The 13,855-nt window shown below is 72.9% G+C and carries 14 protein-coding genes; 8 read left to right on the top strand and 6 right to left on the bottom strand.

Annotation, left to right across the window (positions count from 1 at the left end; genetic code table 11):
• Positions 1-54: 54 nt before the first annotated feature.
• On the bottom strand, positions 55-1,314 hold the full coding sequence (locus ACFWJB_RS06580) for a YncE family protein (RefSeq protein ID WP_386920632.1): 1,260 nt from the start codon (positions 1,312-1,314) through the stop codon (positions 55-57).
• Between the two features lie 190 nt (positions 1,315-1,504).
• Here ACFWJB_RS06580 and ACFWJB_RS06575 point away from each other — a divergent pair, with 190 nt between their 5' ends.
• Positions 1,505-2,173, top strand: a complete 669-nt coding sequence (locus ACFWJB_RS06575) for a TetR/AcrR family transcriptional regulator (RefSeq protein ID WP_386920630.1) — start codon at positions 1,505-1,507, stop codon at positions 2,171-2,173.
• 23 nt (positions 2,174-2,196) lie between these two features.
• Here ACFWJB_RS06575 and ACFWJB_RS06570 read toward each other — a convergent pair whose 3' ends face one another.
• Positions 2,197-2,562 (bottom strand): nuclear transport factor 2 family protein, encoded by a 366-nt coding sequence (locus ACFWJB_RS06570; RefSeq protein ID WP_385466670.1) that lies wholly within the window; start codon positions 2,560-2,562, stop codon positions 2,197-2,199.
• 183 nt (positions 2,563-2,745) lie between these two features.
• On the opposite strand from ACFWJB_RS06570, the gene ACFWJB_RS06565 reads away from it, so the two are divergent.
• Complete coding sequence (locus tag ACFWJB_RS06565) at positions 2,746-3,021, top strand: hypothetical protein (protein ID WP_386920628.1); 276 nt, start codon at positions 2,746-2,748, stop codon at positions 3,019-3,021.
• Between the two features lie 60 nt (positions 3,022-3,081).
• Here ACFWJB_RS06565 and ACFWJB_RS06560 read toward each other — a convergent pair whose 3' ends face one another.
• Complete coding sequence (locus ACFWJB_RS06560) at positions 3,082-4,836, bottom strand: ABC transporter ATP-binding protein (protein WP_386920626.1); 1,755 nt, start codon at positions 4,834-4,836, stop codon at positions 3,082-3,084.
• A gap of 190 nt (positions 4,837-5,026) precedes the next feature.
• On the opposite strand from ACFWJB_RS06560, the gene ACFWJB_RS06555 reads away from it, so the two are divergent.
• From ACFWJB_RS06555 to ACFWJB_RS06535, 5 genes are all read left to right on the top strand, one after another.
• The gene (locus ACFWJB_RS06555; protein ID WP_385466679.1) at positions 5,027-6,115 is read left to right on the top strand and encodes an S-(hydroxymethyl)mycothiol dehydrogenase; all 1,089 of its coding nucleotides are present in this window, start codon (positions 5,027-5,029) and stop codon (positions 6,113-6,115) included.
• On the top strand, positions 6,115-6,744 hold the full coding sequence (locus ACFWJB_RS06550) for an MBL fold metallo-hydrolase (RefSeq protein WP_386920624.1): 630 nt from the start codon (positions 6,115-6,117) through the stop codon (positions 6,742-6,744). Before ACFWJB_RS06555 ends, ACFWJB_RS06550 begins: the two co-directional genes overlap by 1 nt.
• Positions 6,745-6,867: 123 nt before the next feature.
• Positions 6,868-7,782 carry an SDR family oxidoreductase gene (locus ACFWJB_RS06545; protein ID WP_386920622.1) on the top strand — a complete coding sequence of 305 codons (915 nt, stop codon included), beginning with the start codon at positions 6,868-6,870 and terminating at the stop codon, positions 7,780-7,782.
• Between the two features lie 32 nt (positions 7,783-7,814).
• Positions 7,815-8,615 (top strand): SDR family NAD(P)-dependent oxidoreductase, encoded by an 801-nt coding sequence (locus ACFWJB_RS06540; protein ID WP_386920620.1) that lies wholly within the window; start codon positions 7,815-7,817, stop codon positions 8,613-8,615.
• Positions 8,616-8,779: 164 nt separating this feature from the next.
• Positions 8,780-9,475 (top strand): L,D-transpeptidase family protein, encoded by a 696-nt coding sequence (locus ACFWJB_RS06535; protein WP_385466691.1) that lies wholly within the window; start codon positions 8,780-8,782, stop codon positions 9,473-9,475.
• Positions 9,476-9,506: 31 nt separating this feature from the next.
• On the opposite strand, the gene ACFWJB_RS06530 is transcribed toward ACFWJB_RS06535, so the two are convergent.
• Positions 9,507-10,709, bottom strand: a complete 1,203-nt coding sequence (locus tag ACFWJB_RS06530; RefSeq protein WP_386920618.1) for a Gfo/Idh/MocA family protein — start codon at positions 10,707-10,709, stop codon at positions 9,507-9,509.
• A 314-nt stretch (positions 10,710-11,023) separates the two neighbouring features.
• Here ACFWJB_RS06530 and ACFWJB_RS06525 point away from each other — a divergent pair, with 314 nt between their 5' ends.
• A complete protein-coding gene (locus ACFWJB_RS06525) occupies positions 11,024-11,209 on the top strand; it encodes a hypothetical protein (RefSeq protein WP_385466696.1) in 186 nt (61 codons plus the stop codon).
• A 133-nt stretch (positions 11,210-11,342) separates the two neighbouring features.
• Here ACFWJB_RS06525 and ACFWJB_RS06520 read toward each other — a convergent pair whose 3' ends face one another.
• Both ACFWJB_RS06520 and ACFWJB_RS06515 read right to left on the bottom strand, forming a co-directional pair.
• Positions 11,343-12,704 carry a S1 family peptidase gene (locus ACFWJB_RS06520; RefSeq protein ID WP_386920616.1) on the bottom strand — a complete coding sequence of 454 codons (1,362 nt, stop codon included), beginning with the start codon at positions 12,702-12,704 and terminating at the stop codon, positions 11,343-11,345.
• Positions 12,705-12,800: 96 nt separating this feature from the next.
• Positions 12,801-13,847, bottom strand: a complete 1,047-nt coding sequence (locus ACFWJB_RS06515) for a hypothetical protein (RefSeq protein ID WP_385466702.1) — start codon at positions 13,845-13,847, stop codon at positions 12,801-12,803.
• Positions 13,848-13,855: the final 8 nt, after the last annotated feature.

The following is a 13,855-nucleotide window of genomic DNA, read 5'->3' as shown; positions in this document are numbered from 1 at the left end:
GCGGCTCACACACGCGGGCCGGAGGACTTTTTCCCCAGCGGGCCCGCGCGCCGGTCAGCCGGCCGACGGCCCGGTCCAGCCGGCCGTGACATGGCCCAGCCTGACCCGCTGCGGGTGGTCGCCGACCGGGACGGAGACCGACTTCTCGCCGGTCGCGAAGTCGATGGCGGTGACCTGGTCGGCACCGCTCTCGGAGATCACGCAGTGGGTGCCGTCGCCGCTGACCGTGGCCCAGTACGGCTTGGCGGCGCCGACCAGCGGGCCCTCCTTCAGCGTCGTACGGTCGACGACGGTCGCGTAGTCGTCCATGGTGCCCGCTACGCAGATCCTGGCGCCGTCCGGACTCATCGACAGGCCGTGGTGCCGCGAGTCGTTGACCCAGGTGGTGCGGTCCTCGCTCGTGGCGGGGTTCTTCGGCAGGGTCTTGGTCCGCGTGATCCGGTCGGTGGCCAGGTCGTACTCGAAGAAGCCGTTGAAGAAGGAGACCTGGAAGTACAGGGTGGACTCGTCGGGCGAGAACACGGCCGGCCGCACGGCGTCGGAGTAGTCTCCGAGACCGATCGCGTCGAGGCGCTCGCGCATGTCGATCACCTTGACCTGCCGGAACGTCGTCGCGTCCACGACGGTGATGCGCCGGTTGCCCTTCGTCCAGTCCAGCCAGGGGGCGTCGAGCGCGGTGTTGACGTCGCCGATGGACATGTTCCAGATGTACTTGCCGTCCCGGGTGAAGATGTTCTCGTGCGGCTTGTCCCCCGTGCCGAAGGACCCCACCTGCCGGCCCGTGCCGATGTCCAGCACGTGCACGGTGTTGGACGTGGAGGCCGACACCGCGACGCGGGTGCCGTCCGGCGAGACCGCCATGTGGTCGGCACGGTAACCCGACACGGGGAAGCGCCAGTTGAGGCTCCCGGTGGCGAGGTCGATGGACACCACGTCCGCGAAGCTCGGCCGGGAGACCACGACCGACCTCCCGTCCGGCGTCGAGTACATGTCGTCCACGAACTGGTCGTGTCCCTCGCCCACGCCGTTGCGGATGGCCTGGAAGTAGATCCAGCGGATCGGATCGGCGTTGATCTCGGCCATCCGCTGCGCCTTGTCCGGGACGACGCCGATCCGGCCGATCCGCGCGAAGTCGCCGGTGGACGCGATGACGTCGGCGGTGCCGTCCCAGTTGTTGCCGACGAACATCACCTCGCGCAGCGCGGCGGGGGCGTCCGGGGACGCCGTGCCGGCGGTCGCGGTCGCGGGAGCGGCGAAGGTGAGCGCGAGGGCGGCGGCCACGGAGCAAAGGTGCCTGGGTCGGGGAACAGGCATGCTGCTCTCTCCTCTGAAGGTGGGGCGGGGCGGGGGGAGCGCGCGACGGCGCGGAATCTGAACAGAGCCGCTTTCAGAGTGAACTTACTGAAAAGTAAGGAAGGGATGCCCCGCTCCACAAGACCGCGTACACGACAAAATTGAGCCCGGTGCGGGAGGGCGGCGGAACCGGGCGGGAAGGGGCACGCGGGTGACGGGCAGGTTCAGCGGGCCCACGGGCCGCTACGGCGGCAAGTCCGCCGCGCAGCGCAAGACCGAACGGCGCCACCGCTTCCTGGACGCCGCGCTCCGGCTGTTCGGCGACACCCCCGGCTACCGCGCCACCACCGTCGCGGCCCTCTGCGAGGCCGCCGGCCTGTCCACCCGCCAGTTCTACGAGGAGTTCCGCACCCTGGAGGACGTCCTCGCCGCGCTCCACCTCCAGGTCAACGCCTGGGCGGAGGAAGCCGTCCGGGCCGCGGCGGCCCAGGCGTCCGGCCTGCCGCTCGCCGAACGCGCCACCGCCCTCTTCCGCGCCTACGCCTCGAACGTCACCGCCGACCCGCGCCGCATCCGCATCACCTTCGTCGAGATCATCGGCGTGAGCCCGCGCCTGGAGGAACAGCGGCTCGCCCGCCGCGCCCGCTGGATCGACCTCATCCGCGACGAGGCGGAATCGGCCGCCGCACGCGGCGAGGCGGCGACCCGCGACTACCGGATCGCCGCCACGGCGTTCATCGGCAGCGTCAACGGACTCCTCCACGATTTCAGCGCCGGCCGGGTGGACGCGACGCTGGACGAGGTCGTCGACGAACTGGTCCGCCAGCTCCTGTCCATACTCCGGCCGCCCCACTGGCCCCCCGGCGACCGGGGGACCTGAGCGGGAGGCGGGTCCCGGGCCGGCTACTCGTCCCAGGCCTGGATCATGGTCTGCCGGACGATCTTCCCGTCCCGCAGCGACATCATCGACTCCGCCAGGACGCGGACGCCGTCGGGATAGGCGCAGGACTCCGTGTAGGCGGCCTGGTCGCCCTGGACGACGCAGTTCTCGAGCCGGTGCGTCATGTCGCGGCTGTAGACGTCGTCGAGCATCTCGGCGATCTCGTCACGGCCGTGCAGGACCTTGGGACTGCTGGGCTGGGCGTACCGGTCCACGATGTGGATCTCCGCGTCGTCCGCGTAGAGCGACAGAAGGGCCGCCGCCGTCTCTTCCTCGATGCCCCGGCGCAGCGCTTCGGTGTCGAAGCCGGGGCTTGTGCTGGTGCCCATGACGACCTCCTTCGAAGGTCGCGGCCCGACCGGGAGCGGGCCGCTGAGGGCCTCTCCTTCGAGCCTCCTCCGCCGGGACGGCTCCGGCAAGCGCTGCCGGCGCATCCCGGCACCGATGCTCCCGACGGGTGAGGACGGTCGCCCGGCCGTGTCCGCCACCGGTCCGTCCGCGTTGCCGAAGGCATGATCCCAACACGACGCATCGCCGCCGCCGTCGGTCTCGCCGCGGCCCTCACCGCCCTCGTCGCGCCGACGGCGAGTGCCGCCGGCCCGGGTTCGGCGGGAGCCGGAGCGCTCGGCCCGACCCTCCAGTCGCTCGCCGTCGACGGCCTGTCCGACGGGGGCAAGGACGCCCGGACTACACCCACCGTCCAGCTGCACCGGCCCGACACCCGTGACCAGATGCGGCAGACCGTCGGTCTGCTGTCCCCGGTGATCGGCGCACTCGCCCCGAGCTGACCCCCGCGGCCGATCCACGAAGGGCCGCCCGCACCGGGCGGCCCTCACCTGTGCGCGGGCTCAGCCGCCGGTCGCCAGGAACTGCGTCGCCGCCAGCTCCGCGTACAGCGGGTCGGCGGTCACCAGCTCCCGGTGCGTGCCGACCGCGCGGACCCGGCCCGCGTCCATCACGACGATCCGGTCGGCCGCCGTCACCGTGGACAGCCGGTGGGCGACGACCAGCACCGTCGTCGTCCGCGCCACGTCGGCCACCGTGTCCCGCAACGCGGCCTCGTTGACCGCGTCCAGCTGAGAGGTGGCCTCGTCGAGCAGCAGCAGCCGGGGGCGGCGCAGCAGGGCCCGGGCGATGGCGACACGCTGGCGCTCCCCGCCGGACAGCTTGGTGCCCCGGTGCCCCACCAGCGTGTCGAGGCCGCCCGGCAGCCTGGCCACCAGGTCGTCGAGGCGGGTCGTCTTCACCAAGGCGGCGAGCGTCCCGTCGTCCGCCTCCGGGTTGCCCAGCAGCAGGTTCTCGCGCAGCGAGCCGGACAGCACCGGCGCGTCCTGCTCCACGTATCCGATCGCGGCGCGCAGCGAGGGCAGTTCCCACTCCGCGAGGCCGCGGCCGTCCAGCGTGATCTCACCCGACTCGGGGTCGTAGAACCGCTCGACGAGGGAGAAGACCGTCGTCTTGCCCGCGCCGGACGGACCGACGAACGCCGTCATCCCCCGCGCGGGCACGGTGAACGTCACCCCGTGGTGGACGTACGGCAGGTCGTCGGCGTACCGGAAGCGGACGTCGCGGAAGGCGAGGGCGGCGGGGCGTTCGGCGGGCGAGGGCAGCGGGGCGGACCGCACCGGCGGCTCGGCGGGCAGGCTCAGCGCCTCCTGGATGCGGACCAGGGCCGCCGCGCCCGTCTGGTACTGCGCGACCGCGCCGATCACCTCCTGGAGGGGCGATATCAGGAAGAACACGTACAGCAGGAACGCCACCAGCGTGCCCACGTCGACGGCCCCGGTCGCCACCCGCGCACCACCCACCGCGAGCACCGTGATGAACGCGATCTGGATGGCCAGCCCCGCCGTGTTGCCGGCCGCCGCCGACCACTTGGCGGCCCGCACGCTCTGCCGCCAGGACTCCTCGGCAGCCTCGTGCAGCACCCGCTCCTCCCGGTGCTCGGCACCCGACGCCTTCACCGTGCGCAGGGCGCCCAGCACCCGTTCCAGCGCGGCCCCCATCACGCCGACCGCCTTCTGGGCCTCCTTGCTCGCCCGGTTGATCCGCGGCGCGATCAGCCCGATCACCGCCCCCGCGCCCGCGATCACCGCCAGGGTGACACCGAGCAGCACGGGATCGACCAGTCCCATCATCACGACCGTCGCCACGAGCGTGAGCCCGCCCGTGCCCAGGCCGACCAGCGAGTCGGAGGTGACCGTCCGCAGCAGCGTCGTGTCCGAGGTGACGCGCGCCATCAGGTCGCCCGGTTCGGTGCGGTCCACGGCCGGGATGCGCAGCCGCAGGAGGTACGACGCAAGCGACCGCCGCGCGCCGAGGACCACCGACTCGGCGGTGCGCCGCAGCACGTACGAACCTAGGGCGCCCACCACCGCGTTGGCGACCACCAGGCCGGACATGGCCAGCAGCGCGCCGGTGATGGCCCGGTCGTGCGACAGGTCGTCGATCAGGCCCCGGGCCACGAGCGGCAGCAGCAGCCCCGTCACGCCGGTGAGCAGGGAGAGCAGGGCGCCCCCGAGGAGGGCCCACCGGTGCGGCCGCACGTACCCCAGGAGCAGGCGCCAGGCGGGCGGGCCGGGCTCCGTCTCGGCGATGCTCAACGGCTCTCCTTCGGCAGACGGCAGACGGCGGACGCCCCAGGCTACGTCGGCACCGCGCGGCGCGGCTCGCGGTTTCACCGCCTCCGTCCGGCCGCGAACCCGGCCGGACCGCCCCGTCACGGGATCTTGCCGATCGGTTGCGCGTAGGGTCTGGGGAGAACGACGAGTGGCCGAAGAAGGAGTCAGAGCCATGGCGCAGGAAGTACGCGGCGTGATCGCACCGGGCAAGGACGAGCCGGTACGGATCGAGACGATCGTGGTGCCCGACCCGGGACCCGGCGAGGCCGTGGTCAAGATCCAGGCCTGCGGCGTGTGCCACACCGACCTGCACTACAAGCAGGGCGGCATCAGCGACGACTTCCCCTTCCTGCTCGGCCACGAGGCCGCGGGCGTGGTGGAGTCGGTCGGCGCCGGGGTCACGGACGTGGCTCCCGGCGACTTCGTCATCCTCAACTGGCGTGCGGTGTGCGGCAAGTGCCGGGCCTGTCTGCGCGGGCGCCCCTGGTACTGCTTCGACACCCACAACGCGGAGCAGAAGATGACCCTGGCCTCGACCGGCCAGGAACTCTCCCCGGCACTCGGCATCGGCGCCTTCGCCGAGAAGACGCTGGTCGCCGCCGGACAGTGCACCAAGGTCGACCCGGCCGTCTCCGCCGAGGTGGCCGGACTGCTGGGCTGCGGCGTCATGGCGGGCATCGGCGCCGCCATCAACACCGGCAACGTCGGCCGCGGCGACACCGTCGCCGTCATCGGCTGCGGCGGCGTCGGCGACGCGGCGATCGCCGGCTCGCACCTGGCCGGCGCGTCGAAGATCATCGCCGTCGACATCGACGACCGCAAGCTGGAGACCGCCCGGAGCATGGGCGCCACCCACACCGTCAACTCCCGCGAGGGCGACCCCGTCGAGGCGATCCGCGAGCTGACCGGCGGCTTCGGCGCCGACGTCGTCATCGAGGCGGTCGGCCGCCCGGAGACCTACCGGCAGGCCTTCTACGCCCGCGACCTCGCCGGCACCGTCGTCCTCGTCGGCGTGCCGACCCCCGAGATGAAGCTGGAACTGCCGCTGCTCGACGTCTTCGGGCGCGGCGGCTCGCTGAAGTCGTCCTGGTACGGCGACTGCCTGCCCTCCCGCGACTTCCCGATGCTCATCGACCTCCACCTCCAGGGCCGTCTGGACCTCGGCGCGTTCGTCACCGAGACCATCCGGCTCGACGAGGTCGAGAAGGCCTTCGAGCGGATGCACGCCGGTGACGTGCTGCGTTCCGTGGTGGTGCTGTGATGACCGCCCGCATCGAACGCCTCGTCACCTCCGGCACGTTCAGCCTCGACGGCGGCACCTGGGACGTCGACAACAACGTCTGGCTGGTCGGCGACGACCACGAGGTCGTCGTCATCGACGCCGCCCACGACGCCGACGCCATCGCCGAGGCCGTCGGGGACCGGCGCCTGACCGCCATCGTGTGCACCCACGCCCACAACGACCACGTGAACGCCGCCCCGGCCCTCGCCGAGCGCACCGGTGCGACCATCTGGCTGCACCGCGACGACATGCCGCTGTGGCAGCAGACCCACCCCGACCGGGAGCCGGACGCCTGGCTGACCGACGGTCAGGTCATCGAGGCCGCCGGAGCCGACCTGACGGTCCTGCACACCCCCGGGCACGCCCCCGGCGCCGTCTGCCTGTACGAGCCGGTCCTCGGCGTCGTCTTCACCGGCGACACGCTCTTCCGGGGCGGTCCCGGCGCCACCGGCCGCTCCTACTCCCACTTCCCGACGATCATCGACTCGATCCGCGACCGGCTCCTCGCGCTGCCGCCCGGGACGGAGGTCCGCACGGGCCACGGCGACTCGACCACGATCGGCGACGAGGCCCCGCACCTCCAGGAGTGGATCGCACGCGGCCACTGACACCGGACCTCGCGGCACTCGGCGCCAAGCTGGGAGACACGCGGAAAAGGTGACAGAAGATGTCCGGCTTCCCGGGCAGTCTCGATCACGACAGTTCGTGGCGAGAGGAAACGGGAGCCGGACATGGCAAAGTCACTCGAGGGCAGGGTCGCACTGGTCGCCGGAGCGACCCGCGGCGCCGGACGCGGCATCGCCGTGGAACTCGGCGCGGCCGGCGCCACGGTCTACGTCACCGGCCGCACCACCCGTGCCCGGCGCTCCGAGTACGACCGCCCGGAGACCGTCGAGGACACCGCCGACCTGGTCACCGAGGCCGGCGGTCACGGCATCGCCGTCCCCACCGACCACCTCGTACCGGCGGAGGTCGCCGCGCTGGTCGACCGCATCGCCCGCGAACAGGCCCGCCTCGACGTCCTGGTCAACGACATCTGGGGCGGGGAGAACCTCTTCGAGTGGGACAGCCCCGTCTGGGAGCACGACCTCGACAAGGGCCTGAGGCTCCTGCGGCTCGCCGTGGAGACCCACGCGATCACCAGCCACCACGCCCTGCCCCTGCTGCTGCGCAGCCCCGGCGGACTCGTCGTCGAGGTCACCGACGGCACCGCCGACTACAACCGCGACCACTACCGGGTCTCCTTCTTCTACGACCTCGCCAAGTCCTCGGTGCTGCGCATGGCCTTTGCCCTCGGCCACGAACTCGGGCCGCGCGGCGCCACCGCCGTCGCGCTGACGCCGGGCTGGCTGCGCTCGGAGATCATGCTCGACCACTTCGGCGTACGGGAGGAGAACTGGCGCGAAGCCCTCGACCGCGTCCCCCACTTCGCCATCTCCGAGACCCCGCGCTACGTTGGGCGCGCCGTGGCCGCGCTGGCCGCCGACCCGGGCGTGGCACGCTTCAACGGCCACTCCCTGTCCAGCGGCGGACTCGCACGGGAGTACGGTTTCACCGACCTCGACGGCAGCCGCCCCGACGCCTGGCGCTACCTCGTCGAGGTCCAGGACGCGGACAGGCCGGCGGATGTGACCGGTTACCGCTGACCGCCGGGCGCCCACGCACTACCGTCGGCGCCATGACCGACACCATGCGCTTCGAGGGACACGGCGTTCTCGTCACCGGCGCCGCACGCGGCATCGGCGCCGCCACCGCCGCGCGGCTCGCCGAGGAGGGGGCCGGGGTACTGGTGACCGACGTGGACCGGGCCGAGGCGGAGCGGACCGCGGCGGCACTGCGCGAGCGGAAGCTCAGCGCCGAGGCGTTCCCCTGCGACGTCGCGGACCGGGCGTCCGTCGAGGCGGCGGTCGCCCGGGCCGTGGACGCCTTCGGCTCCCTCGACGTGCTGGTCAACAACGCCTACGCCTGCACGCCCGACGCCCCGCTCTTCGAGGACGAGCCGGACGAGGTGTGGGCGCGCGACCTCGACATCACCCTCACCGGCGCCTACCGCTGCTGCCGCGCCGCGCTGCCCCACCTGGCCGCCTCCGGGCGCGGCGCCGTCGTGAGCATCGGCTCGGTCAACGGCGCCCGGGACTTCGGCAACCACGCCTACAGCGCCGCCAAGGCGGGCCTGGCCTCCCTGACCCGCACCCTCGCCGGACACGCCGCCGCGCGGGGGGTCCGCGTCAACCTGGTGGCGCCGGGCACCGTGCGCACCACGGCCTGGGAGGGCCGGGACGACGAGCTGGCGGCATTGCGGGGGCTGTATCCGCTGGGGCGCGTGGGGGAGCCCGGCGACATCGCGGCGGCCGTCGCCTTCCTCGCCTCGCGCGACGCGTCCTGGATCACGGGGACCACCCTGACCGTCGACGGCGGTCTGACCGCGATCGACACCGGGTTCCGGCAGGCCCTGCTCGAGCGGGGCGGCACGGACTGACGGGAACCCCGGCGGCGGGCCGTCCGGTGGCGTTTGTCACTGTTTCGTCGCGATGCCTCGCGGAGGGCAACCGAAGCCGCCGCCGGGTTGTCTAGCAGGCGGGGATCGCACCACGGGCGACCTTCCGCCCATTCCACCGTTTCGACGTGAAAGGCTGACCGGCCATGGGGGACATACGCAGACGGGGAGCCGTCGCACTCGGGCTCACCGCACTGGTGGCACCGCTCACGCTCGCGCTCGGCGCCGCACCGGCGCAGGCCGCGAGCTGCAGCACGCAGACGGGCCCGTACCAGAAGAAGGTCGAGAAGTTCCTCGGCCGCCCGGTCGACGGCAAGCAGTCCGCCGCCGACTGCAAGGCGATCCGGGCCTTCCAGACCAAGCACGGCATCACGCCGAACATCGGCTACGCGGGCCCCGTCACCTGGGGCGTGATGGACCTGATGCAGAAGCAGAAGGCCGTCGGCAAGAACCCGAACAAGTCGGGCAAATGTCCCGTCAACAAGGGGCGCATCGCCTGCGTGGACCTGACCCTCCAGCTCAGCTGGATCCAGGACGGCAGGAAGCTCGTCTACGGCCCGGTGCCGGTCCGTACGGGCCGCAACGGCTACGAGACCCGCACCGGCCTGAAGAAGGTCTACTGGCGGCACATCAACCACGTCTCCACGATCTACAACGTGCCGATGCCCTACAGCCAGTTCTTCGACGGCGGCCAGGCCTTCCACTCGGTCGGCGTCAGCATGTGGAACCCGCCGGGGTCCCACGGCTGCGTCAACATGACGAAGACCGACGCCAAGAAGTACTGGTCGCTCCTGAAGAACGGCGACGACGTCTACGTGTACGGGCGCAAGCCGGGCACCTGACGGGCGCAGGCGCCCGGCGGGCACGGACCCGTCACGCCTGCGGCGCGTCTCCGAAGTCGGGGATCTCCAGCCTGACCCCGCCCTGCCGTGCGGACTCGTGCGCGACGACGCCCGGCAGGGTGTAGCGGGCCGCGACCCAGGCGTTCACGGACGGCAGGGTACGGGTGCCGACCGCGGTCACGAAGTCGTCCGCCAGGAAGTGGTGGCTGCCCTCGTGCCCGTTGCGCAGCCGGTCGAAGGACCGCGGCAGGCGCGAGCGGTCGTGCACCGGAGCCGAACCGGAGGTGAAGGCGGACCGCAGCTCGGGCGCGACGTGCTCGAGGGACGGGTCGTCGGGCGCCGTGACCGGCACGGGCTCGAGCAGCTCACTGATGTCCCGCACCCCGTTCTTGTCCTGCCAGAGCGCCACCGTGGCGAGCTGCTCCATGCTCGCCTCGGTGCCGAAGAAGCGGAAACGGGACTCGCGGATGTACGAGGGGTAGCCGACCCGCCGGAACTCGTTCGTGCGGAACGACCCGCCGCCGGCCACCTCGAACAGCGCGGTGGCGTTGGAGAAGTCGTTGTCGAACCGGCTGACCGACCGGTCGAAGACGCCGTCCCCGCGCTCGTCCACCACGCCGATCGCCGAGACGCTCACCGCGTGCGTCCGCCAGGCGCCCAGCACCCCGCCCACCGAGTGCGTCGGGTAGAGCATCGGCGGATAGCTGGCGGTGGACTTCCACTCCTCGCCCCCGCTGTACCGGTACGCCTCGTAGAACCCCAGGTCCATGTCGTGGACGTAGTCGCCCTCGGCGTAGAAGAGCCGCCCGAAGGCGCCCTCGGCGATCCGGTCGCGGGCGTGCACGGTGGCCGGGTGGTAGTGGCTGGTCTCGCCCATCATGTAGATCAGTCCGGTCGCCTCGACCGCGCCGATGATCTCCGCGATCTCCTCGGCGGTGATTGCCATGGGGACCGCCGAGTACACGTGCTTGCCCGCGGCCAGCGCCCGGAGCACCAACGGGCCGTGGGTCCAGCGCTGCGTGAAGATCGCGACGGCGTCGACCGCCCGCGAGTCCAGCATCGCCTCGTAGGTGGGGTACGTGCCGGTGAGTCCCTCGGCGGCGGCGAGCCGCTTCGCCCGTGCCGGCACCAGGTCGGTGACGTACACGTCGCGCACGCCGGGATGGGCCAGGAACAGCCTGGCGAACTGGCCGGAGAACTGACCGGCACCGACGATGCCGAGGGAGAACGTCATGGAGGGCGTGCCCTTCGCTGGTCGAGGTCGGGCCGGCCTGCCGGGAGTCCTTCGCGGCGCCGGCCGGCCGGACGGTGACGGCCGTCACGTCGATGCCGTACCCACCCGAGGCGCACCGGCACTCCTCCGCGGCCGGTCCACGGCGTGATCCGCGGGACACCCGTGAAGGCGGGCCGTGTGCGCCAGGACACAGCCGCCGTGCACGAACTCGCCCGTAGGTCTTGACAGATGGGAAGATCGACGTGACCAGTAACACGGTCCGATATGTCCGATTGGCTCGCGATTACTCACATCGTCTTCACGCCCGGCGCCGTATGCTTCACAGCATGTCCACCACTGTTGAACCTTCTTCCGAGCGATCGGCTGCCGAGGTCAACGAGGAGATCCGGGCCCTGTGGCTCCGGTCGGGCGGGACACTGAGCGTCGAGCAGCGCGAGGAGTACCAGCGGCTCGTCCTGGAGTGGGCCGCCGCGGCCCCCGAGCCGGTGAAGGCCGCCTGACCCTCCGAAACTCCTCGGCCCGGCGCCGTACAGCCCCGGCCTCCGGCACCCCTCGACGGGGTGCCCTTCTCGTACCGGCCCCCGGCCGTCCGTCACGGCGCCGCCGGCTCCGTCCGGCGGCGCCCACCGTGCCTCAGCCCCAGGTGGCCGAGTAGTACCTCCGGTACGCCTTGCGGTCCCGTTCCGTGCGCAGCCATCGTGTCGCCGTCAGCGCGATCAGGCTGCCCGCGATCACCAGCAGACCGGGACCGACGTTGCGGCGGTCCGTGAGCCGGGAGACGAGCGTGGAGCCGCCGGTGCCCGTCACCGGCGCCGGCGCCCCCGGTGCCGCCGCGCCCGGAGCGGCGGTACCGGAGGCCGGAGGCGCGGGCGCGGCGCGCCGCCCGGACCCGTCCGGCGACGAGACGATCAGCCGCATGCCGAGCGACGTCAGCGCCTCCGTCACCGGCTGGAAGAACGTCGTACCGCCCTTGGCGCAGTCGCCGCTGCCTCCGGACGTCACGCCGAGCGCGATCCCCTCGGAGAACATCGGGCCCCCGCTGTCCCCGGGTTCGGCGCACACGTCCGTCTGGATGAGGCCGGAGACCGTGCCCTCCGGGTAGTTGACCGTGGCGTCGAGCGCGGTGACCCGGCCGTCGCGCAGGCCGCTGGTACTGCCGCTGCGGAACACCCGCTGCCCGACGGCCGCTTCGCCCGTGCCCGTGATGCGGACGCCCTTGCCGCCGCCGACCGCCACCACGTCGGAGCCGTTCCCCGCCCCGCCGTTCGTGTACGCCACCAGGGAGAAGTCGTCCCCCGGGAAGCTGTTGGCGACGGTCCTCCCGAGCTGCCGGCCGCCCCCGTCGTCCCCGAACCAGACCGACCCCGTCGGGCCGCAGTGACCGGCGGTGAGGAGGAAGTCCCCGCGGCCGTCGGTCACGTTGAAGCCCGCCGAACAGCGGCCGGCCGTCGACAGGATCGGCCGCCCCCCGTTCAGGCGCGTCGTGAACGCGCCCTCGATGCGTTCCATGCGGACGAAGCCGCCGATGCCCTCCGCGACCCGCGTCAGCCGTGCCCATTCGGCCGCCGGGACGGTGCTGTCACCTCGGACCACCACCTCGTTCGACCGGTAGTCGAGGGCCCACGCCGTCCCCGCCACCCGGGGCGCCGAACGCAGCGCGGACGTCGCCGACTTCAGCTCCGCCATGCTGTGCGGGACGACCTCCGCCGCGGCGCCCGCACGCCGCACCTCGCCGGCCGCCTCGTCGTCGGTGACCGCGACGACCGGCCGTCCGTCGGGGCCGATCCAGTGACCCGCGGTGCGTGAGGCGCCGAGGCGCGCCACCAGTGCGCTGCCGGTGCCGGACGCCGGCAGTGCCAGTGTGCGGGAGGCGGCGGGGGCGTCGGGCGGTTCGCTCGCCACGGCCCGGGTGACCATCGTGCCGCCCACCAGAAGCCCGCCGACGGCGGCCAGCCGTGCCACTCGCCGGACGATGCGTCGTCGTGCGTGCCTCATGCGTGCGCTCCCCGAGCCGGATGCGCGGCGTCACCACCGCGGGGGCCTGCGGACGTCGAGCGCCCTCCCTCCATACGGGCCCGGGCACGGCCGTGTTCACCGGGCCGGCGGCGCCGTACGGCCCGTGGCGGGCGGGCCGTTCCCGGCCAGCCGCAGCCAACTGCCCTCGTCGCCCCACACGGAGGCCGCGTCGAGATAGGGCCGCAACAGTCCGGTGAGCACGGCGTCACCGCCACCGCCCAGCGTGTCGGAGGCGATCGTGCGGGCGATCCCGGCCAGGAAGTCGGCGAGCTGGACCCGCGCGTCGTGGCGCGCGTGGACCAGCCGCAGCCCGTCGAGGCGGACGCCGCCGAGCCGGGCCCGCTCCTCGATCCAGGCGACGGCCTCGGGCGTCAGGGTGTTCTGCCGGTCGTGCACCAGGCGGACCGGCCGTCCGGGTGCGCTCCAGTGCGCGGCGGTGGCGACGACGGCGGGCAGCAGCGGGTCCAGGACCGGGACCGGCGCGGGTCCGGCCGTGAGGCGGGCCCGGTAGGCGTCCGCGCGGTGCCGGGCCGCCGCGAGCCGTTCCAGGGTCGCGGCCGGGCCGGCCGGCGGCCGTGCCCCGCGCAGCACGTCCACCGCGCGGAAGAAGGTGTCGACGGGCGCCGCCCGCTCCTCGCCGCCCGTGCCGTTCCCGTTGCCGCGCACCCACAGGAGCCGGTTGGCCGACGTCAGGAACTCCCGCCAGTCCTCCTCGCCGAAGACCGGCCGTCCCGCCCGGAACAGCGGGAGGGCACCGGCCGGATCGCCGAGCAGCACGGCGACGGTCCGGTCCACCACGAAGAACGCCTTCTCGGTGAGGTGCACGTGCGCGTGCCCGTGGATCGGACCCGACGGGCCGAGCAGCCACTCCAGCACCGGCCGGTGCTTCTCGCGCAGCAGGTGGTTCGCCTTGTACTCCTCCGCCGGCGACCGGATCCGGTCCCGTACCGTCAGCACGGCCTCGGCGGCCGAGGCCACGGGCAGGCACACACCGGCGTGCGCGAACACGTCGGTGTTCCCGCCGGTGAGGTTCTCGCCGTCCGACCCCGACTCGTCGCACGCGACCTCCAGGAACGCCCCGGCCGGCGTCCCCGGCATCCCGTCGCCCCGTTTCCCGGTCACACCACGGC

The sequence above is a fragment of the Streptomyces sp. NPDC127100 genome (genome assembly GCF_042724095.1).
In the GTDB taxonomy this organism is placed as follows: Bacteria; Actinomycetota; Actinomycetes; order Streptomycetales; family Streptomycetaceae; genus Streptomyces.
The sequence above is the reverse complement of the archived record's forward strand: the minus strand, read 5'-3'. Positions and strand labels throughout refer to the sequence as shown.

Excerpts from the sequence above, each read along its gene's own strand:
- ACFWJB_RS06550 (WP_386920624.1), top strand. The coding sequence starts at position 6,115 with ATGACCGCCCGCATCGAACGCCTCGTCACCTCCGGCACGTTCAGCCTC.
- ACFWJB_RS06545 (WP_386920622.1), top strand. The coding sequence starts at position 6,868 with ATGGCAAAGTCACTCGAGGGCAGGGTCGCACTGGTCGCCGGAGCGACC.
- ACFWJB_RS06580 (WP_386920632.1), bottom strand. The coding sequence starts at position 1,314 with ATGCCTGTTCCCCGACCCAGGCACCTTTGCTCCGTGGCCGCCGCCCTC.
- ACFWJB_RS06570 (WP_385466670.1), bottom strand. The coding sequence starts at position 2,562 with ATGGGCACCAGCACAAGCCCCGGCTTCGACACCGAAGCGCTGCGCCGG.
- ACFWJB_RS06540 (WP_386920620.1), top strand. The coding sequence starts at position 7,815 with ATGACCGACACCATGCGCTTCGAGGGACACGGCGTTCTCGTCACCGGC.
- ACFWJB_RS06525 (WP_385466696.1), top strand. The coding sequence starts at position 11,024 with ATGCTTCACAGCATGTCCACCACTGTTGAACCTTCTTCCGAGCGATCG.
- ACFWJB_RS06535 (WP_385466691.1), top strand. The coding sequence starts at position 8,780 with ATGGGGGACATACGCAGACGGGGAGCCGTCGCACTCGGGCTCACCGCA.
- ACFWJB_RS06530 (WP_386920618.1), bottom strand. The coding sequence starts at position 10,709 with ATGACGTTCTCCCTCGGCATCGTCGGTGCCGGTCAGTTCTCCGGCCAG.
- ACFWJB_RS06555 (WP_385466679.1), top strand. The coding sequence starts at position 5,027 with ATGGCGCAGGAAGTACGCGGCGTGATCGCACCGGGCAAGGACGAGCCG.
- ACFWJB_RS06520 (WP_386920616.1), bottom strand. The coding sequence starts at position 12,704 with ATGAGGCACGCACGACGACGCATCGTCCGGCGAGTGGCACGGCTGGCC.
- ACFWJB_RS06565 (WP_386920628.1), top strand. The coding sequence starts at position 2,746 with ATGATCCCAACACGACGCATCGCCGCCGCCGTCGGTCTCGCCGCGGCC.